14 protein-coding genes are annotated in these 18,136 nt (G+C 63.3%); 8 read left to right on the forward strand and 6 right to left on the reverse strand.

Annotated features, from left to right (window positions below; translation table 11 throughout):
- Positions 1 to 15: 15 nt before the first annotated feature.
- From MF4836_RS29050 to MF4836_RS29060, 3 genes are all read left to right on the forward strand, one after another.
- On the forward strand, positions 16 to 1,101 hold the full coding sequence (locus tag MF4836_RS29050) for a 2-aminoethylphosphonate--pyruvate transaminase (protein WP_078473371.1): 1,086 nt from the start codon (positions 16 to 18) through the stop codon (positions 1,099 to 1,101).
- An 86-nt stretch (positions 1,102 to 1,187) separates the two neighbouring features.
- Complete coding sequence (phnX, locus tag MF4836_RS29055; RefSeq protein ID WP_078473255.1) at positions 1,188 to 2,015, forward strand: phosphonoacetaldehyde hydrolase; 828 nt, start codon at positions 1,188 to 1,190, stop codon at positions 2,013 to 2,015.
- 180 nt (positions 2,016 to 2,195) lie between these two features.
- Positions 2,196 to 2,744 (forward strand): cytochrome b, encoded by a 549-nt coding sequence (locus MF4836_RS29060; protein ID WP_078473256.1) that lies wholly within the window; start codon positions 2,196 to 2,198, stop codon positions 2,742 to 2,744.
- Here the strand turns inward: MF4836_RS29060 and MF4836_RS29065 are convergent.
- Both MF4836_RS29065 and MF4836_RS29070 read right to left on the reverse strand, forming a co-directional pair.
- Positions 2,741 to 3,670 carry a 1-aminocyclopropane-1-carboxylate deaminase/D-cysteine desulfhydrase gene (locus tag MF4836_RS29065; RefSeq protein WP_078473257.1) on the reverse strand — a complete coding sequence of 310 codons (930 nt, stop codon included), beginning with the start codon at positions 3,668 to 3,670 and terminating at the stop codon, positions 2,741 to 2,743. The two genes, MF4836_RS29060 and MF4836_RS29065, sit on opposite strands and share 4 nt — an antisense overlap.
- A 156-nt stretch (positions 3,671 to 3,826) precedes the next feature.
- A complete protein-coding gene (locus MF4836_RS29070; RefSeq protein ID WP_078473258.1) occupies positions 3,827 to 5,866 on the reverse strand; it encodes an NADPH-dependent 2,4-dienoyl-CoA reductase in 2,040 nt (679 codons plus the stop codon).
- Between the two features lie 209 nt (positions 5,867 to 6,075).
- Here MF4836_RS29070 and MF4836_RS29075 point away from each other — a divergent pair, with 209 nt between their 5' ends.
- The 3 genes from MF4836_RS29075 (at position 6,076) to MF4836_RS29085 (ending at position 9,653) form a co-directional block, all read left to right on the forward strand.
- Positions 6,076 to 7,206, forward strand: a complete 1,131-nt coding sequence (locus tag MF4836_RS29075; RefSeq protein WP_078473259.1) for a carbon-nitrogen hydrolase family protein — start codon at positions 6,076 to 6,078, stop codon at positions 7,204 to 7,206.
- A 3-nt stretch (positions 7,207 to 7,209) separates the two neighbouring features.
- The gene (locus MF4836_RS29080; RefSeq protein ID WP_078473260.1) at positions 7,210 to 8,250 is read left to right on the forward strand and encodes an AraC family transcriptional regulator; all 1,041 of its coding nucleotides are present in this window, start codon (positions 7,210 to 7,212) and stop codon (positions 8,248 to 8,250) included.
- Positions 8,251 to 8,582: 332 nt separating this feature from the next.
- Complete coding sequence (locus MF4836_RS29085) at positions 8,583 to 9,653, forward strand: transketolase-like TK C-terminal-containing protein (protein WP_078473261.1); 1,071 nt, start codon at positions 8,583 to 8,585, stop codon at positions 9,651 to 9,653.
- Here MF4836_RS29085 and MF4836_RS29090 read toward each other — a convergent pair.
- Positions 9,650 to 10,138 carry a MarR family winged helix-turn-helix transcriptional regulator gene (locus MF4836_RS29090; RefSeq protein WP_020296813.1) on the reverse strand — a complete coding sequence of 163 codons (489 nt, stop codon included), beginning with the start codon at positions 10,136 to 10,138 and terminating at the stop codon, positions 9,650 to 9,652. The two genes, MF4836_RS29085 and MF4836_RS29090, sit on opposite strands and share 4 nt — an antisense overlap.
- A gap of 159 nt (positions 10,139 to 10,297) precedes the next feature.
- Between MF4836_RS29090 and aceE the strand changes: the two genes are divergently transcribed.
- A complete protein-coding gene (aceE, locus tag MF4836_RS29095; protein ID WP_078473262.1) occupies positions 10,298 to 12,970 on the forward strand; it encodes a pyruvate dehydrogenase (acetyl-transferring), homodimeric type in 2,673 nt (890 codons plus the stop codon).
- Positions 12,971 to 12,977: 7 nt separating this feature from the next.
- Here the strand turns inward: aceE and MF4836_RS29100 are convergent, their stop codons facing one another.
- The gene (locus tag MF4836_RS29100; protein ID WP_078473263.1) at positions 12,978 to 13,826 is read right to left on the reverse strand and encodes a DUF2242 domain-containing protein; all 849 of its coding nucleotides are present in this window, start codon (positions 13,824 to 13,826) and stop codon (positions 12,978 to 12,980) included.
- An 81-nt stretch (positions 13,827 to 13,907) separates the two neighbouring features.
- Positions 13,908 to 14,816: a LysR family transcriptional regulator gene (locus MF4836_RS29105; protein ID WP_078473264.1), complete on the reverse strand. Its 909-nt coding sequence runs from the start codon at positions 14,814 to 14,816 to the stop codon at positions 13,908 to 13,910.
- 124 nt (positions 14,817 to 14,940) lie between these two features.
- On the opposite strand from MF4836_RS29105, the gene MF4836_RS29110 reads away from it, so the two are divergent.
- On the forward strand, positions 14,941 to 16,146 hold the full coding sequence (locus MF4836_RS29110) for an MFS transporter (RefSeq protein ID WP_078473265.1): 1,206 nt from the start codon (positions 14,941 to 14,943) through the stop codon (positions 16,144 to 16,146).
- 62 nt (positions 16,147 to 16,208) lie between these two features.
- On the opposite strand, the gene MF4836_RS29115 is transcribed toward MF4836_RS29110, so the two are convergent.
- On the reverse strand, positions 16,209 to 18,080 hold the full coding sequence (locus MF4836_RS29115) for a SurA N-terminal domain-containing protein (RefSeq protein WP_078473266.1): 1,872 nt from the start codon (positions 18,078 to 18,080) through the stop codon (positions 16,209 to 16,211).
- Between the last annotated feature and the right edge of the window lie 56 nt (positions 18,081 to 18,136).

Consider the following 18,136-nt stretch of genomic DNA (forward strand, 5'->3'; position numbering starts at 1 on the left):
CGTCGGCGGCGTCAGTTGTGTTTAAGGGGCGGGACCCCCTCGGCGCGTACCCGTCAGGCGATGTTGGTGGACTGGGGCTCATGGGACGAAGGCTTCAACCAGCTGACCGCCAGCCTCTGCGAGCAATTGCTGGCCATCGTCAACGGCACCGACAGCCACCATTGCGTGCCCCTGCAAGGCAGCGGCACCTTTGCCGTGGAAGCCGCCATCGGCACCCTGGTACCGCGCGATGGCAAGGTCCTGGTGCTGATCAACGGCGCTTATGGCAAACGCCTGGCGAAGATCTGCGAGGTGCTCGGCCGCAACTATGTGACCTTTGAAACCGCCGAAGACCAACCGACCACCGCCGCCGACGTCGAGCGCCTGTTGCAGGCCGACCCCGGCATCACCCATGTGGCGCTGATCCACTGTGAAACCAGCACCGGCATCCTCAACCCGCTGACGGACATTGCCCAGGTCACGGCCCGCCATGGCAAACGCCTGATCATCGACGCCATGAGCTCGTTTGGCGCGCTGCCGATCGATGCCCGGCAGGTGCCATTCGACGCTCTGATCGCCGCCTCCGGCAAATGCCTGGAAGGCGTGCCGGGCATGGGCCTGGTCTTCGCCAGCAAGGACGCCCTGGCCCAGGCCGCCGGCAACAGCCACTCCCTGGCCATGGACCTGTTCGACCAGCACAGCTACATGGCCAAGACCGGCCAATGGCGCTTCACCCCGCCGACCCACGTGGTCGCGGCGCTGCACGAAGCGCTGTTGCAATACGCCGAAGAAGGCGGCTTGCCGGCACGCCATCAGCGTTATGCCGATAACTGCCAGGCCCTGATCGAAGCCATGGTCGCCCTGGGCTTTCGCCGTTTTCTACCGGCACAGATCCAGGCGCCGATCATCGTCACCTTCCATGCTCCCAAAGACCCGCGCTACCAGTTCAAGGCGTTCTACGAGCGGGTCAAGACCAAGGGTTTCATCCTCTATCCCGGCAAGCTGACCAAGGTCGAGACCTTTCGCGTGGGCTGTATCGGTCACGTCAACCCGGCCCAGATGCAGGCTGCGGTGGCGGCCATCGCCCAGGCGCTTGAAGAAATGCAGGTGCTGGAAATCTGACACCCAGCCCGCAGCAAAAAACCGATTGCCCTTTAAACGCCGACCTCCGGCCCACGCGGATCACCCGCCCCCAACAGGACTTCGCCATGAGCTACAACACCCCCAGCCAACTGCAAGCCGCCATCCTCGACTGGGCCGGCACCGTGGTCGACTTCGGCTCCTTTGCGCCGACCCAGATCTTCGTCGAAGCCTTCGCCGAGTTCGATGTGCAGGTGTCCATCGAAGAAGCCCGCGGCCCGATGGGCATGGGCAAGTGGGATCACATCCGCACCCTGTGCAACCTGCCGTCGGTGGCCGAGCGCTATCGCAACGCCTTCGGCCGTACCCCGAGCGATGACGATGTCACGGCCATCTACCAGCGCTTTATGCCGCTGCAGATCGAAAAGATCGCCGAACACTCGGCCCTGATCCCCGGTGCCCTGGACACCATCGCCCAGTTGCGCGAGCAGGGGCTGAAGATCGGTTCGTGCTCCGGTTATCCGAAGCAGGTGATGGACAAGGTGGTGCAGCTGGCGGCAAAAAATGGCTACGTCGCCGACCATGTGGTGGCCACCGATGAAGTGCCCAACGGCCGCCCCTGGCCGGCTCAGGCCCTGGCCAACGTGATTGCCCTGGGCATCGAGGATGTGGCGGCCTGCGTCAAGGTCGACGACACCGTGCCCGGTATCCTCGAAGGCCGTCGCGCCGGCATGTGGACCGTGGCCCTGACCTGTTCCGGCAACGCCCTGGGCTTGAGCTACGAAACCTATCGCGCCCTCGACAGCGAGACCCTGGCCAACGAGCGCAAACGTATACACGCCCTGTTCGCAAGCTCGCGCCCGCACTACCTGATCGACACCCTCGCCGACCTGCCCCAGGTGGTCGCCGATATCAACCAGCGCCTGGCCCGGGGCGAGACACCCCAGGGCTGCTGATCGGCACCTACCCGCCGGAACGGCAGCCTGTTGCGGGGCTGTCGCTTTTTAGGGTTTTTTCGTGCGGCGCGGCCTAAACCTCGCACCAGGTCAAGGCGCACCGGCTCAAACAGGATTACAGTTAAAGCACTCCGTCGTTCAAGAACGGAGGTTTCAGCCCTGATGAGTGAGGAAAGTCGTATGCCCTGGAAGAACTCCGATGCTCGATACAGCACGGTCTCTATCACCTTGCACTGGCTGATGCTGGTGCTGCTGGCGGTGGTTTACGCCTGCATTGAGTTGCGCGGCATCTTTCCCAAAGGCAGTGGCGGGAGGACGCTGATCAAGGAAGCCCACTTCATGCTCGGCCTGACGGTGTTCCTGCTGGTCTGGCTGCGCCTGTTTGCACGCAGCCTGGGGGTGGCGCCGAGAATCGTGCCTGCACCGCCCAACTGGCAGCAGTGGCTGGCCAAGCTGATGCACTGGGCGCTGTACTTGTTCATGATTGCCATGCCAATCCTGGGTTGGCTGATCACCAGCGCCGAAGGGCATCAGGTGATGTTCTACGGCATCGACCTGCCGCTGCTGATCGCCGAGAACAAGCCGCTGGCCAAGCAGATCGAAGGCTGGCACGTACTGGGCGGCACCATCGGCTACTGGCTGATCGGCCTGCATGCGCTGGCCGGTCTGTATCACCACTACTTCATGCGCGACAACACCCTGCTGCGGATGCTGCCTAAACGCAGCTAAGCAGCGCCGGTCATGCCCCGGCGGCCCTGCAGGCCGCCGGTGTGGACAAACACCAGGCGGGTTCCCCGGGCAAAACGCCGCGCCTCGACCGCCTCCCGCAACGCCAGCAAGGCCTTGCCGGTGTACAGCGGCTCCAGCGCGATACCACTCTGGCCTTCACTGGCCTCGATAAACGCCAGCAACGGCGGGTCGACCTTGGCAAAACCACCGCGACTGGCATCAAGCAACTCGTAGCCCGATGCCGTGTGCCCAGCCTCGCACAGGATCCGTTCGACGTTCTGCGCCACCCCATGATCGTCCGGCACCGCCAGCGCGCCATACACCGGGTGCGCGCCATGTTCGGCCAGCACCAGGCCGGCCAGGGTGGTGCCGGTGCCGCAGGCCAGCCACCAGCCGTGATAATCCGCCCAGCCGAGCCCACTCAACTGCTGGCGAACCTGCGCCACCAGCCCCCTGCAACCCCGCGCCCCGGGCAAGCCGCCGCCGCCCTCGGGCACCGGGTACAGCTGTGGGTACCGGGTTTGCCAGGGTGCCCAGAACCCGGGCTCGTGCCGCGCCCGATAGCCGCCATAGCCGAGCCAGTGCACGTGCATGCCCATGCGTTTGAGGTCGAGCACGGTGGGGGTGTCTTGCGGATGACCGCGCAGCAGGCCGGCGGTGGCGAAACCAAAGCGTTGCCCCGCCGCGGCGAGGGCATGCAGGTGATTGGAGTGGGCCCCGCCAAGGCTGATGATTCCACTGGCCCCGGCCTGGCGCGCCGCCGCCAGGTATTCAAGCAACTTGAACCACTTGTTGCCGCTGATCAGTGGATCGATCTGCTCCAGGCGCAGTACCGCCACCTCGACCCCGGCCTGGGCCAGCCAGTCCAGGGTCATGGGTTGCAGCGGTGCCTGGGGTAGCCAGTCGAAGGAATCGGGGAAGGACATCGGCGCGGGGTTCGGCTAACAAAGGGAGCGCAGTCTAGCAGGGGTGTGGGGCTCAGGGGCTCAGGGCCGCAGCGGCTACAAGGTACATGCCTGTAGCCGCTGCCGAGCCCGCAAGGCGGCGCTGGCCCTCATGACCAACGCCTCGCCCAAGCCCTCTTACAATGCCGCAGCCAACCGCGATCCCTGATTGATCGCGCGCTTGGCATCCAGCTCCGCCGCCACATCAGCACCACCGATCAGGTGCACGTTCTGCCCGGCAGCGAGCAGGCCGTCCTGCAGCTCGCGCAGCGGATCCTGGCCGGCGCAGATCACGATGTTGTCCACCGCCAGCACTTGCGGCTCGCCGCTGTCGCCGATGCGGATATGCAAGCCGGCGTCGTCGATCTTCAGGTATTCAACGCTGTTGAGCATCTGCACCTGCTTGTTTTTCAGCCCGGTGCGGTGGATCCAGCCGGTGGTCTTGCCCAGGCCGTCACCCACCTTGGACGCCTTGCGCTGCAACAAGAAGACCTGGCGCGCCGGGGCATGGGGCTGGGCCTTGATCCCGGCCACGCCGCCACGGGCCTGCAACTGGGTATCGATGCCCCACTCTTTCCAGAACGCTTCACGGTCCTGGCTGGTGGCGACGCCCTGATGCACCAGGAATTCCGACACATCGAACCCGATGCCACCGGCACCAATCACCGCCACGCTCTTGCCCACCGGCTTGCGTTCCAGCAGCACGTCCAGGTAACTCAGGACCTTGGCATGTTCAACCCCAGGAATCGCCGGCAGGCGCGGGGCGATGCCGGTGGCGAGGATGATTTCGTCATAACCGCCAGCCACCAGTTGCGCCACATCCACCCGAGTGTTCAGGCACACCTCGACATGGGTGGTCTGCAGTTTGCGTTTGAAGTAGCGCAGGGTTTCGAAGAACTCTTCCTTGCCCGGCACGCGCTTGGCAACGTTGAACTGGCCGCCGATTTCACTCGCCGAATCGAACAGGGTCACCTGGTGCCCGCGCTCGGCCGCCACCGTGGCAGCGGACAACCCGGCAGGACCGGCACCGACCACGGCGATTTTCTTGATCTGCTGCACCGGCAGGTAATTGAGCTCGGTTTCATGGCAGGCCCGCGGGTTGACCAGGCAACTGGTGAGCTTGCCGCCAAAGGTATGGTCCAGGCAGGCCTGGTTACAGCCGATGCAGGTGTTGATTTCATCCGCGCGGCCTCCGGCGGCCTTGTTGACGAAGTCCGGGTCGGCCAGGAACGGCCGCGCCATGGACACCATGTCGGCATCGCCCTCGGCGAGGATCTGCTCGGCGACTTCCGGGGTGTTGATGCGGTTGGTGGTGATCAGCGGAATCGCCACCTCGCCTCGCAGCTTCGCCGTGACCTTGCTGAATGCCGCACGCGGGACCTTGGTGGCGATGGTCGGGATCCGCGCTTCGTGCCAGCCGATCCCGGTGTTGATCAGGGTGGCGCCGGCCTGCTCGATGGCCTTGGCCAGTTGCACGATTTCTTCCCAGGAGCTGCCGCCTTCCACCAGGTCGAGCATCGACAGACGGAAAATGATGATGAAGTTCGGACCTACGGCTTCGCGCACCCGACGCACGATTTCCACCGGCAGGCGCATACGATTTTCGTAGCTGCCGCCCCAACGATCGGTGCGATGGTTGGTGTGGGCCGCCAGGAACTGGTTAATGAAATAACCTTCCGAGCCCATGATTTCGACGCCGTCGTACTCGGCCTTCTGTGCCAGGGCCGAGCAGGTGACGAAATCGCGGATCTGCTTCTCGATGCCCTCCTCGTCCAGCTCCTTGGGCTTGAACGGGTTGATCGGCGCCTGGATCGCGCTTGGCGCCACCTGTTTCGGGCTGTAGGCGTAGCGTCCGGCGTGGAGGATCTGCATGCAGATCTTGCCGCCCGCCTCATGCACCGCGCGGGTCACGATCTGGTGCTTGAGCGCCTCTTCCTCGGTGGTCAGCTTGGCCGCACCGGAGTACACGCCGCCTTCGTCGTTGGGGCCGATACCGCCGGTCACCATCAAGCCAACACCGCCCCGGGCGCGCTCGGCGAAGTAGGCCGCCATGCGCTCGAAGCCGCCGGGTTTTTCTTCAAGCCCGGTGTGCATCGAGCCCATCAGGGTGCGGTTGCGCAGGGTGGTAAACCCCAGATCCAGCGGGGCCAACAGGTGCGGGTAGTGAGCGGCGGCCATCGGTAACTCCACATCGAGCGTTCACGGAAAAATGCGGAAGCTCTGCGGCTTCCATCAGTCATGCTCGACAGACTAAGAGCAGCGCACCGGCCGCTCAATGACCGTAACTGACAACTTATTGATCCAAATGCGCAGCGCCCCTTGGCAAGCGTCGGCATGGGCCCTACCCTAGTCGACGAATCCTGCACACGGCCGCTGACTGTTTTCCCATGCGCAAACTTCTCTATTTCACCGCCTCCATGGCCCTGATCGCCGCCCTCACCAGCTATGCCATCTGGACCCGAGAGCGTCCGGTCGGGCACTACCTGTCGGACCTGCGCATCAACCTCGCCGTGGACCAGGGCCAGCCCGCCGACCACGGCAACCTGCTGGGCATCCAGCCCGAACTGTTCCCCACCGATTATCAAAGCCCCGAACGCCTGCACCGCAAGCTCGCGGCCTACCTGCAGCAGGCCCGCGACAAGGGCCTGCTGAATGAAAAAACCATCGTCGTACTGCCCGAACACGTGGGCACCTGGCTGATGGTCAGCGGCGAGAAAAACGAGCTGTACCAGGCCGCCACCCTGAAAGAAGCCATGAACTGGCTGGCGGTCAGCAACCCACTGCCCTTCCTGCGGGCACTGATCGTTGCCAAGGGTGACAGTCGCCTGCAAGACGCTCACCTGCGGATGAAAGCCAAGGCCATGGCCCGGGATTATCAACAGCTGTTTGGCGGCCTGGCCAAAGAGTTTCAGGTGACCCTGGTGGCCGGCTCCATCGTGCTGCCGGAACCAAGCGTCAACCAGGGCACCCTGCAGATCGGCAGCGGCGCGCTGTACAACAGCAGCCTGGTATTTGGCCGCGATGGCCTGCCCATAGGCCAGCCACAGCGCCAGCTGTACCCGGACTTCACCGAGCGCGGCTTTATCAGCCCCGCCAAGGACCAGGCCGTCAACGTCATCGACACCCCCGCCGGGCGCCTCGGGGTATTGATCGGCAGCGACAGCTGGTACCCGGACAACTACCGCAAGCTCGACGAACAAGGCGCGCAACTGGTAGCCGTGCCGGCGGTGGTCATCGGTCGTGGCACCTGGGACAAACCGTGGCGCGGCTACAAGAACGAAATGACCCCCAGCGAGATCAGCCTCAAACCCGGCGAACTCAGTGAAGGCGAAGCCTGGCATCGCCTGACCCTGACCGCCCGCGCGCCCAGCAGCCAAGCCACAGCCGGGGTCAGCGTGTTCCTGCGGGGGCAGTTCTGGGACCAGCGCAGCACCGGCCAGAGCTTTATCAGCAGCCCCGAACAGACCTATGCCGACGACGCAGCCCGCGGCGCCCGCCTGTTGAATATCTGGTTGTAGGTGATGAAGCCGCAACCCATGCGCCTGGGCGATCTGTCGGTGGGCTTCGTCCACAGCCTGGCCGATGCCATGGGCAGCCATGGCCTGGACCCGGCGCCATTGCTGGCGCAATACGGGCTGGACGCGGCGCGATTGGGCGAAGCAGGCGCCCGGCTGTCGATTCCGCGTTACATGCGCCTGGGCCATGCGGCGATTCAGCTCACCGGCGACCCGGCCCTGGGCCTGCGTATGGGCCAACTCGGCCGTCTCAGCCAGCTCGGGCTGGCCGGGGTCACTGCCGCCCAAGCGCCGACCGTGCGCGAAGCCGCGCGTTGCCTGACGCGCTTTGAAGCCTTGTACGGCTCCAACTACCGGGGCCAATCGAGCTTTCACGAATACGCCGACGGCGCCTGGCTGCGCTTCTATTCCATCAGCCCGTACAACACCTACAACCGTTTCGTGGTCGACTCGATCATCGCTGGCTGGCTGCAACAGCTGTCCAGCCTGAGCCCGCAGCCGATCACGGCCGAACAGATCGACATCGAATTCGCCGCCCCGGATTACCACGCCGACTACGCACGACTGGGCAACTGCCCGATCCAGTTCGGCGCCGAACACAACCAACTGCGCCTGAGCCAGGCCAGCCTCGCCCAGCGCAACCCCGAACACTGCCCCAGTACCTGGCGCCTGCTGCTGCAATTGTGTGAACGGGAGCTGGAGCAATTGACCCGCACCCGCAGCCTGCGCGAGCGCATCACTCAGTTGCTGGGGCCGTTGCTCAATGGCGGTCGCGAACCCGACCTGGAAGAAGTGGCGGCACGCCTCAAGCTGCCTACCTGGACCCTGCGGCGCAAGCTGGCCGAGGAAGGGACTCAGTTTCGCGCCATTCTCAACGACACCCGTCGTGATCTGGCCATGACTTACATTCGTGACACCGAACTGGCATTCGGTGAAATCGCCTACCTGCTGGGCTTCGCCTCAGCCGAGGCTTTTCAACGCGCATTCAAACGCTGGAGCGGCCAGACGCCCGGCGAGTTTCGCCGCAGCCACCGGCATTTCGCCTAAAAAAAAGCCACCGGCCTTACAGCTCGGTGGCGTCTTCTGTTGGGTCCAGCGGGTCCAATTCAAATGCCTGGTACTCCAGCAGTTCTTCCTGGTAATCGTCCATTGCGTCGTCCTTTGCCGTTGTATGAATAACCTGTTGCCTAATGACCTTCGCCCTCAGCATAAAGTGCCGGGATGACAGAAAAAATACTGCACGCTCCCTGCTGATAAAACGTAGCAGGCGGCAACGGATTTAGCTCGGCCAATTTAGATGCAACTGCAATCATTGCAATTGCAATGATATTGGCATTTCCGCTAGGGTAGCCGTCTGATCCCTCCAGACGGCGCGCACCATGACCTCATCCCGCTTCGGCTCCCCTTCCCCATCCCACGCCGGCCAGGCCGCCCGTGCCTGCATCGACTGCCTGACCTTGGGCAACCCGGCAACACCAGCGCGCTCGCCGCTGTTCACGGTGATGGAGATCGCCAATACCCTGGAGCTGGAGCGCAGCGTGGCCAACCAGGCCTGGGTGGTGCGCAATAACGCCCGGCAAGGCGCATCGACCCGCATCAGCGCCTGGCCGTTGCGGTTCTCCCGGGATACCCGGGAAAAACCCCTGCTCTACCTGCACAGCGCCCATTCTTCGGCGCAGCTGTGCGCGGTTTCCGCCGAGTCGGCGCGGCGCGGCATTTTCTGCAACGACAATGAAACCCTGACCACCTCCTGGCCCAAAGGCGCCGATCCGTCCCTGCCGCTGTGGCTGGCCAACAACCCGGATTGCCTGCCCTTCGACCCGGCCTCGGGTGACGAAACCCGGGCAATTGTCCTGGACGCGCTGCACCGCTTGTATGTCGAAGGCCAGCCCGGTTTCTACTACCTGGCCCTGCATGACCACGAACAGGGTCCGAGGCTCGGTGCCCAGGACCGGGGGGACGCCTTGCAGGGCATGTACAAAGTCGCCGAGTCCGGCCCGCTCGATGCCAGCCTGCGGGTGCGCCTGCTGGGGGCCGGCCAGGCCTTCGAAGAGGTACGCCAGGCGGCGGCGCTGCTGGAGCAGGACTGGGGGGTCGCCAGCCAGCTCTGGAGCTGCCCCAGTTATACCCGCCTGGCCCGCGAAGCGGCAGCCGCCGAGCGCTGGAACCGCCTGCATCCAGAAGCCGCCAAGCGCAGTGCCCACCTGATGCGCTGCCTGGGGCACAGCCGCGACCCGGTCCTGGCGGTGACCGGTTACGGCCAGGCGGTGACCGACCAACTGCGCGGCTTCGTGAAGGCACGCTTCGTCGCCCTGGGCGCCGGTTCGGCGACCTCCCGCAGCCCGAGCCGGCACTGGATCGCGACCCTGGCGCTCAAGGCCCTGGCCGATGAACAGCGCCTGCCGACAGCCAAGGTCGAGCAGGCTTTGCAGCGCTATGGCTTGCGCTAGGCGGGGCGTGACCGCCGGGTGCCTGGGCGCACGTCCGCGCCACTGGTGGAGGCACGGGCCAGGGCGGCAGTGCGTTCCAGGGCATCGGCAAAGCTGTGTTTCTGCTGCTCGTCGAGCTGGGACAGAAACAGCTCGGCCACCGCGCTTTCGTAGATTTTCCACATCTTTTTGCGCAGTTTCCGCCCTTCTTCAGTGATGGTCACAAACGCGGCACGTCCATCGCCGTCGCAGCGCGAACGTTGCACCAGGCCTTCGTTTTCCAGGCGGTCGACCAATCGCGTCAGGTTGTAGCGCTCGATGGCCAGCACATCCGCCAGTTCGTGCATGCGCCGGGTGCCTTCGGGGCCGCTTTCCAGGCCCCACAAGGCGTCGTACCAGGCATAGGCCGGCAGCCCGGCATCTGCCAGGCGACGCTCGATTTCACGAATGACCGTGCGATGAGCCCTGACAAAACGGAACCAGACATCGGGCTCATTTGAAGACATGCAACACCATCCGCGGGACTGAAGAGGGTTGCAATAGTAGCGCATGCCGGGATAGATTCGGCCATGTAGTTGCAATTGCAATTACATTTATCGGCACGCAAGCCCTCTCGATCCCACAAGGATCCGCGCGCTGGAACCCCGCTCAACCTGGAGCCAGGCATGACCCAGAACAACATCGCAACGCTCGACCACGATCCCCAGGAAACCCGCGAATGGCTCGACTCCATCGAGTCCGTACTGAGCGCCGAAGGCCGGCCGCGGGCCCATTACCTGATCGATCAATTGCTGGATTTCGACGTTGCACGACATGGCGATTTCTACGGTCGGGTGACCACCCCCTACATCAACACCATCGCTCCCGAGCGCCAGTTGCCCTACCCCGGCAACCTCGACATCGAGCGCCGGATCAATGCCTTTATCCGCTGGAACGCTATGGCCATGGTGCTGCGCGCCGGCAAGCACTCGGGGGTCGGTGGCCATATCGCCACCTACGCCTCCGCCGCGGTGTTGTATGACGTGGGTTTCGATCACTTCTTCCGGGGCCGTACCGACAGCTTCGACGGCGACATGGTGTATATCCAGGGCCACTCCTCGCCGGGTATCTATGGCCGCGCCTACCTCGAAGGCCGCATCGACGAAGCCCAACTCGACAACTTTCGCCGCGAATCCGCTGGCAACGGGATCTCGTCCTACCCACATCCGCGGTTGATGCCGGACTTCTGGCAATTTCCCACCGTGTCCATGGGCCTGGGCCCGATTACCGCCGCCTACCAGGCGCGCTTTATGCGCTACCTGGAGTTCCGCGGTCTCAAGCAGCATCAGGGGCGCAAGGTCTGGGCCTTCCTCGGCGATGGCGAGATGGACCAGCCAGAGTCCCTGGCGGCGATCTCCCTGGCGGGACGGGAGAAGCTCGACAACCTGATCTTCGTGGTCAACTGCAACCTGCAACGTCTCGACGGCCCGGTACGAGGCAACGCCAAGGTGATCCAGGAATTCGAAAGCCTGTATCGCGCTGCCGGCTGGAACGTGATCAAGGTGATCTGGGGCAGTGGCTGGGACGCCTTGTTGGACAAGGACCGCAGCGGCCTGCTGCGCCAGCGCATGATGGAGTGCGTGGACGGTGACTATCAGAACTACAAGTCGCAGAACGGCGCCTATGTGCGCGAGCACTTCTTCGGTAAATACCCGGGACTGCTGGAGCTGGTAGCAGACCTCTCGGACGACGAGATCTGGAAACTGTCACGCGGTGGCCATGACCCGGACAAGGTCTACAACGCCTACGCTGCCGCCATGCGTCACCCTGGTCAACCGACGGTGATCCTGGCGAAAACCGTCAAGGGCTTCGGCATGGGCGAGGCTGGCGAAGGTCAGAACATCAACCACCAGCTGAAGAAAATGGGCGCTGACGCCGTCAGGGCCTTCCGCGACCGCTTCGAACTGCCGGTCAGCGACGAACAACTGGCCGGCCTGCCCTACCTCAGGCCCGCTGCCGACAGCCCGGAAGGCCGCTATTTTGCGGCACGACGCGAGAGCCTGGGCGGCCATATCCCGTCCCGCAGCAGCCAGGCGCCGGCCCTGGTCATCCCGCCACTGACGGCCTTTGCCACGCAACTTCAGGACACCGGCGAGCGCGCGATTTCCACCACCATGGCCTTTGTGCGCATTCTCGGCACGCTGCTCAAGGACCCACAGATCGGCAAACTGGTGGTGCCGATCGTGCCCGATGAATCGCGAACCTTCGGCATGGAAAGCCTGTTCCGCCAGATCGGTATCCACTCGGCGGTCGGCCAGCTGTACACCCCGCAGGACGCCGGGCAATTGAGCTACTACAAGGAAAGCAAGGACGGCCAGATCATGCAGGAGGGGCTCAATGAATCAGGGGCCATCTCATCCTGGATCGCCGCCAGCACCTCCTACAGCAACCACGGTCTGATGACCCTGCCGTTCTACATCTTCTATTCGATGTTCGGCTTCCAGCGGGTCGGCGACCTGACCTGGGCTGCCGGTGATGCCCGGGCTCGCGGCTTCCTGCTGGGCGCCACCGCCGGGCGCACCACCCTGATGGGCGAAGGCCTGCAGCACGACGACGGCCACAGCCATGTGCTGGCCTCGGTGGTGCCGTGCTGCGTCGCCTATGACCCGACCTTCGCCTACGAACTGGCGGTGATCATTCAGGAAGGCATGCGCCGCATGTATGTCGAACAGGAAGACGTCTACTACTACATCACTCTGCTCAACGAAAACTATCCTCACCCGGCCATGCCCGACGGAGTTCAAGACGGGATCATCAAGGGCCTGTACCGCTTGAGTACCGGCGCCTCCAAACCCCGGCAGCCGGGCGTGCAACTGATGGGCAGCGGTTGGATCCTGCGCGAGGTGATGGCCGCCAGCGAGTTGCTGCTCAAGGATTTTGCCGTGGCCAGCGACGTCTGGAGCGCCACCAGCCTCACCGAACGGCGGCGCCAGGGTCATGAAGTGGAGCGCTGGAACCTGCTGCACCCGGAGCAGCCGCCCCGTACCAGCCATGTGCAGGACTGCCTGGCCGGCCAGATCGGTCCGCTGGTGGTGGCCACCGACTACATGAAGATCTTTGCCGACCAGATCCGGCCCTTTGTCGAGCAGCGACGCTTCGTCGCCCTGGGCACCGACGGCTTTGGCCAGTCAGACACCCGAGAAGCCTTGCGCACGTTGTTCGAGGTGGATCGACACTTTATCGTGTTGGCGGCGCTGAAAGCCCTGGCTGACGACGGCGAAATCCCCTACAGCCGGGTCTCGGAAGCCATCAGCCGCTATGGGATCGATATCAACAAGAGCGACCCCATGGCGGTCTGACGCGGCTCTATCGAGGCATGGCCGGAATCGGCTCGCTCGGCGGTGGCAGGTTGCTCGGTGGGGGCGGCGTCACCACTTCGGGGGCCGGCACCGGCTCGCTGGTTGCACCGGTTTCGGCCGGTGCGACGGGTGCGATGGGGGCCGCTTCCGGCGGTGGCGCCATGGGTTCGGAAACATTCGGCTCAGCGGCCGCCGGTGCTAGCGCTGCCGGCTCGGCAGCCGGGGTGGGCGCAGGCGCTGTCGACGCGGGTTCGGCAGCAGCCGGCTTGGGCTCGGGCACGCCAAGATCGGTCTTGGGCTTCTCGACAATGTGCGCGGCTTTCTTCGCCTCAGGCGGCAGGAACAGCTCAACCAACGCAAAGTAGCGGTCGTAGAACTTGGCCGAGGACACGGTTTCGCTGGCCACCTTGACCATCGAATCATCGGTCGAGCCGATCGGCATCGACACCGACCCCAGCACCCCGACCCCGAGGCTCGCGGAGTTGTTGACCTTCTTCAGCGCATAGCGGTCCTGCAAGGCGTTGGCGAACATGGTCGAGTGATGGTCGACGCTGCCATCCTGAGCGCAGACCACGCTGAAGCTGATCTCCAGGTGGGTTTCGCCGGTCTGCTGAAAGCTCTTGTGGCCGCTGACCAGCTTCGGATCGCTGCTGGTGATGATGTAGCCCTGACTGAGCAAGGCCCGGCGCGCCGCTTCGCAGGAGGCGGTATCGCTCACCGGGTAATTGCGGGAAAAGGTGCCGGAATCGTCGAAATTCTCATGCTCGTAAATGGCGGTCTTTTGCGTCGAGCAACCCGCGATGGCCGCCAATAGCAGCACCAGTCCGGCAGCCGGCATGTGAAATGATCTGAACATCGAAAATCCTGAGGAAAACAGTCCGGCGCGTATTGTGCAACAGAACCACGCTACAGAGCGCACGGATTGATGTCTTAAAATTTATACAGAATGACTGACCGCGTATTCCGGGAAAAGTCGCACAGATAAATGATCGATCAGCGCGCGCACCTTGGCTGCCGCGTGACGACTCGACGGCCAAAGGATCCAGAACGTGCCGCTGTAGTCCAGGTGCTCATCGAGCACCTGCTGCAGTGCCCCTTGCTCCAGCGCCTCGCGCACCATGAAATCCGGCAGGCAGGCAATCCCTAGGCCACGGCGCACGGCATGGTCCACCGCCTCGATCGACGTGCTGACAAAACGGGTCGGCAAGAGCACTTCCGCGGCCCCCGGCAGGCGGCGCAGGGGCCAGGGCTCAAGCTTGCCGGTGTGATGGAAGGTGTGGCGCAAACAGGCATGGGACGCCAGGTCCGCCGGGTAGTGCGGCACTCCGTGACTCTCGAAGTAATCCGGGGTACCCACCAGCATCTGACGAAACTCGCCCAGCTTGCGCGCCATCAACCGCGAATCCCTGGGATTGCCGGTGCGCACCACCGCGTCAAAACCCTCCTCGACCACATCCACCATGCGGTCCGTCAGGTCGATATCCAACTCGATCTCCGGATACAACTGCATGAAATCCGCCAGCACCGGCATCAGCAGACCGTGCACCTGGGGCAGACTGATACGCAGCTTGCCTCGGGGCGCACTGGAGGATTTGCACAGTTCGAACTCGGCGGCTTCAACCTCCGCGGTGATCCGCCGGCAACGCTGAAGAAACCCCGCGCCCTCGGCGGTCAGGGTGATGCTGCGGGTGCTGCGATGAAACAAACGGGTGGCCAGCCGCTCTTCGAGCCGGGCAATGCTTTTGCCGACGGCCGAGGAAGAGACCCCCAGCAGGCGCCCTGCTTCAGTAAAACTGCGGGTTTCCGCGACCTGCACAAACACCGAAATACTGCCGAGCCAATCCATCGCCCACTCCGCACATTAAGGACATGGATGTCCGATAAGTTCGGAACCTTAGCCTATTTTTCTAATAGGCACAGCGCCCTACTCTCAAGCCCGCACTTCTGCATACTCAACCGGGCCTGAAACCATGACCGAACCCCTTGCCACCGCCGACCTGCTGGACACCGACTCCAGACGTTGCGAACGGCTCCCCATCAGCGGCTTGCTGGCGCTGGCCACCGCCGGCTTCATCACTATCCTGACCGAGGCCCTACCGGCCGGATTACTGCCGCAGATGAGCCTGGACCTCAACGTGTCCCAGGCGCTGGTCGGCCAGTTGGTGACCTTTTACGCCCTCGGTTCGCTGCTGGCGGCAATCCCCCTGGTGCTGCTGACCCAAGGCTGGCGTCGTCGCCCGCTGCTGCTGACGGCGATCGGCGGTTTTGCCGTGGTCAACAGCGTCACTGCCCTGTCGGATAATTACACACTGACCCTGATCGCCCGGCTGTTTGCGGGGGTCTTCGCCGGGTTGCTCTGGGCCTTGCTGGCCGGCTACGCCAGCCGCATGGTGGCACCGCGCCTGCAAGGTCGGGCGATTGCCGTGGCCATGCTCGGCGCGCCGCTGGCGTTATCCCTAGGTATTCCGGCAGGCACCCTGCTCGGTAATGTCCTGGGTTGGCGCTTGAGCTTTGCCGTCATGACCCTGCTGACCCTGGTGCTGATCGGCTGGGTGCGCTTTCAGGTGCCGGACTTTCCCGGGCAACGCGCAGAAAAACGCCTTTCGCTGGCCCGGGTATTTACCTTGCCCGGGGTAAGACCGGTGCTGTTCGTGACCTTTGCCTTTGTGCTCGGCCACAACATTCTCTACACCTACATCGCGCCGTTTCTGGAGGCGGCCGGTATCGCCGGGCAGATCGAACGGGTGCTGCTGGTGTTTGGATTGGCAGCTGTGGCCGGCATCTGGGGCGTGGGCCTGCTGATCGACCGCTGGGCGCGGCAACTGGTGCTGATCAGTTGCAGCCTGTTTATCCTGTGCGCGCTGATCCTGGCCTTCTATAGCCAACTGCCCCTGGCTATTTACACCGCTGTCGCGATCTGGGGTGTGTCATTTGGCGGGCTGCCGACCTTGCTGCAAACAGCCCTGGCGAAAACCGCCGGGGATTCGGCAGACGCCGCCCAGTCGATGCTGGTGACCGTGTGGAACCTGGCCATCGCCGGCGGCGGGCTGGCAGGCGCGGTGCTGCTCGAAGGCCCAGGGGTCGCGACGTTCTCCTGGGTGATCATCGGTCTGCTGCTGATGTCGCTATGGGTCACGGCGAACGCCAGGCGCCACGGCTTCCCTGCCCTTAGCTAAAAAAAGACCCCGTCCTTGCGGACGGGGTCTTTTAGTGTTGCTTCAGTGCCGCAGGACAGTCATCAGTAACGCTTGATATCTGCCTGACTCTCCAGCTGCTTGCGGTAGGCGGCAAAGTCTTGCTGCCCCACACGCGATGCCAGGAAGCGACGGTACTGAGCCTTCTCTTCTTCAGTCGGCGCAGCCGCCTCGTTCACCCCGTTCAACTGCAGGATCACCAGGCTGCCATCAGGCAGGGTCACGCTGCTGAAGGTCGGTTTGTCCTTGGCTTCAGGCTTGCTCATGCGGAACAACGCTTGCAGCACAGTAGGTTCAACCCCTTCCTGGCCACGAGTAACCGCTTCGCTGACTTTCCAGCTCTGACCATCCACCGGCTTGTTCAACGGCGTCTTGCCGTCGCGCAGGCTGGCGATCAAGGCTTCAGCCTTGGTCTTGGCGGCAGCACTGGCGTGCTCCTTGGCCAATTGGGTACGGATGCTGCCGGCAACGCTTTCCAGCGGCAGTTGCTCAGGCTTGCGATGTTCCTTGGCGCGCAGGACCACTACGGTTTCCGGGTCGAGTTCAATGGCGGTGCTGTTGGCACCTTCATCAAGCACTTCCGGGCTGAAAGCAGCCTGGATCACATTGCGGTTGGCCGCGATACCGTCACCGCCTTCACGGCTGAATGGCGCGGAGGTGTGCACGGTCAGCTTCAGTTCCTGAGCCGGTTGGGCAAGGTCCGAGGCTTCGAACGACGAGTCTTCCAATTGCTTGGTGGCCTCGACAAAACGCTGCTCGACCTGCTGGGTCTTCAGCTCGCGGGTCAGCTTGTCTTTCAGGCTGGCGAAGCTTGGAACTTCCGGAGCTTCAACACCCAGCAACTTGATCAAGTGGAAACCGAACGAGGTGCGCACCGGTGCCGAAACCTGATCCTTGGCCAGCGCGTACAACGCCTGCTCGAAGACCGGGTCATAGACGCCAGGGCCGGCGTAACCCAGGTCACCGCCATTGCTGGCCGAGCCCGGATCCTGGGAGAACTCTTTGGCCAGAGCCTCGAAGCTTTCACCCTTGGCCAGACGTGCCTGGATCTCTTCGATCTTGGCTTTGGCCTGGGCCTCGTTCACCTTGTCGTTGACTTCGATCAGGATGTGCGCGCCGCGACGCTGCTCAGCCAGGTTCGAGGTTTCTTTCTGATACTGCGCCTGCAGATCTTCATCCTTGACCGTGACCTGATCGAAGAAAGCGGATTTCTTCAGTTCCAGGTAATCGATCACGACTTGATCCGGAGTCATGAACTCCTTGGCGTGTTCGTCGTAGTAAGCCTTGACTTCGTCGTCAGTCACTTTGACCGCGGAAGGGTCAGCCTTGACGGTCAGGGAAGCGAAATCACGGGTCTGTTTTTCCAGACGCGCGAATGCCAGCACCTGGGCATCGGTGACAAAACCGCTGCCCGCGAGACCTGCACGGACCTGGCCGATCAGCATTTCCTGAGCCAGCATCTGACGGAATTGCAGGCGGCTGTAGCCCAACTGACGAATCACCTGGTCGAAACGCTCAGGGCTGAACTTGCCATCTACCTGGAATTCAGGTGTCTGCAGGATCACTTGATCCAGTGCGGCTTCAGAGAAAGCGAACTTGGAATTTTCGGCGCCTTGCAGCAGCAGCTTGCGGTCGATCAGCCCTTTCAAGGCAGCCTCGCGCAGCATTTTTTCGTCAAGCAAGGAAGCATCGAAATCTTTGCCCAGCTGTTGCATCAGCTGGCGACGTTGCATGTCGACCGCTTGGCTCAGCTCGTTCTGAGTGATTTCCTCACCGTTGACCTTGGCCGCGTCCTGGCTGGTGGTAGTGGCTTTGAAAATGGCATCGAAACCGGTAAGGGCCATCAATGCGACGATGACCCCGATAATGGTCTTGGCAATCCAGCCTTGTGAATTGTCCCTGATATTCTGCAGCATGCGTCCCCCAGAAACGGTCGTACTTCAAATTAAGCAACCGTGGAGCGTGGGTAGAG

The sequence above is a fragment of the Pseudomonas sp. MF4836 genome, assembly GCF_002018875.1.
In the GTDB taxonomy this organism is placed as follows: domain Bacteria; phylum Pseudomonadota; class Gammaproteobacteria; order Pseudomonadales; family Pseudomonadaceae; genus Aquipseudomonas.

Bases quoted from the DNA above. Each gene is read 5' to 3' on its own strand.
- phnX (WP_078473255.1), top strand. From the start codon at position 1,188: ATGAGCTACAACACCCCCAGCCAACTGCAAGCCGCCATCCTCGACTGG.
- MF4836_RS29060 (WP_078473256.1), top strand. From the start codon at position 2,196: ATGCCCTGGAAGAACTCCGATGCTCGATACAGCACGGTCTCTATCACC.
- MF4836_RS29065 (WP_078473257.1), bottom strand. From the start codon at position 3,670: ATGTCCTTCCCCGATTCCTTCGACTGGCTACCCCAGGCACCGCTGCAA.
- MF4836_RS29070 (WP_078473258.1), bottom strand. From the start codon at position 5,866: ATGGCCGCCGCTCACTACCCGCACCTGTTGGCCCCGCTGGATCTGGGG.
- MF4836_RS29075 (WP_078473259.1), top strand. From the start codon at position 6,076: ATGCGCAAACTTCTCTATTTCACCGCCTCCATGGCCCTGATCGCCGCC.
- MF4836_RS29080 (WP_078473260.1), top strand. From the start codon at position 7,210: ATGAAGCCGCAACCCATGCGCCTGGGCGATCTGTCGGTGGGCTTCGTC.
- MF4836_RS29085 (WP_078473261.1), top strand. From the start codon at position 8,583: ATGACCTCATCCCGCTTCGGCTCCCCTTCCCCATCCCACGCCGGCCAG.
- MF4836_RS29090 (WP_020296813.1), bottom strand. From the start codon at position 10,138: ATGTCTTCAAATGAGCCCGATGTCTGGTTCCGTTTTGTCAGGGCTCAT.
- aceE (WP_078473262.1), top strand. From the start codon at position 10,298: ATGACCCAGAACAACATCGCAACGCTCGACCACGATCCCCAGGAAACC.
- MF4836_RS29100 (WP_078473263.1), bottom strand. From the start codon at position 13,826: ATGTTCAGATCATTTCACATGCCGGCTGCCGGACTGGTGCTGCTATTG.
- MF4836_RS29105 (WP_078473264.1), bottom strand. From the start codon at position 14,816: ATGGATTGGCTCGGCAGTATTTCGGTGTTTGTGCAGGTCGCGGAAACC.
- MF4836_RS29110 (WP_078473265.1), top strand. From the start codon at position 14,941: ATGACCGAACCCCTTGCCACCGCCGACCTGCTGGACACCGACTCCAGA.
- MF4836_RS29115 (WP_078473266.1), bottom strand. From the start codon at position 18,080: ATGCTGCAGAATATCAGGGACAATTCACAAGGCTGGATTGCCAAGACC.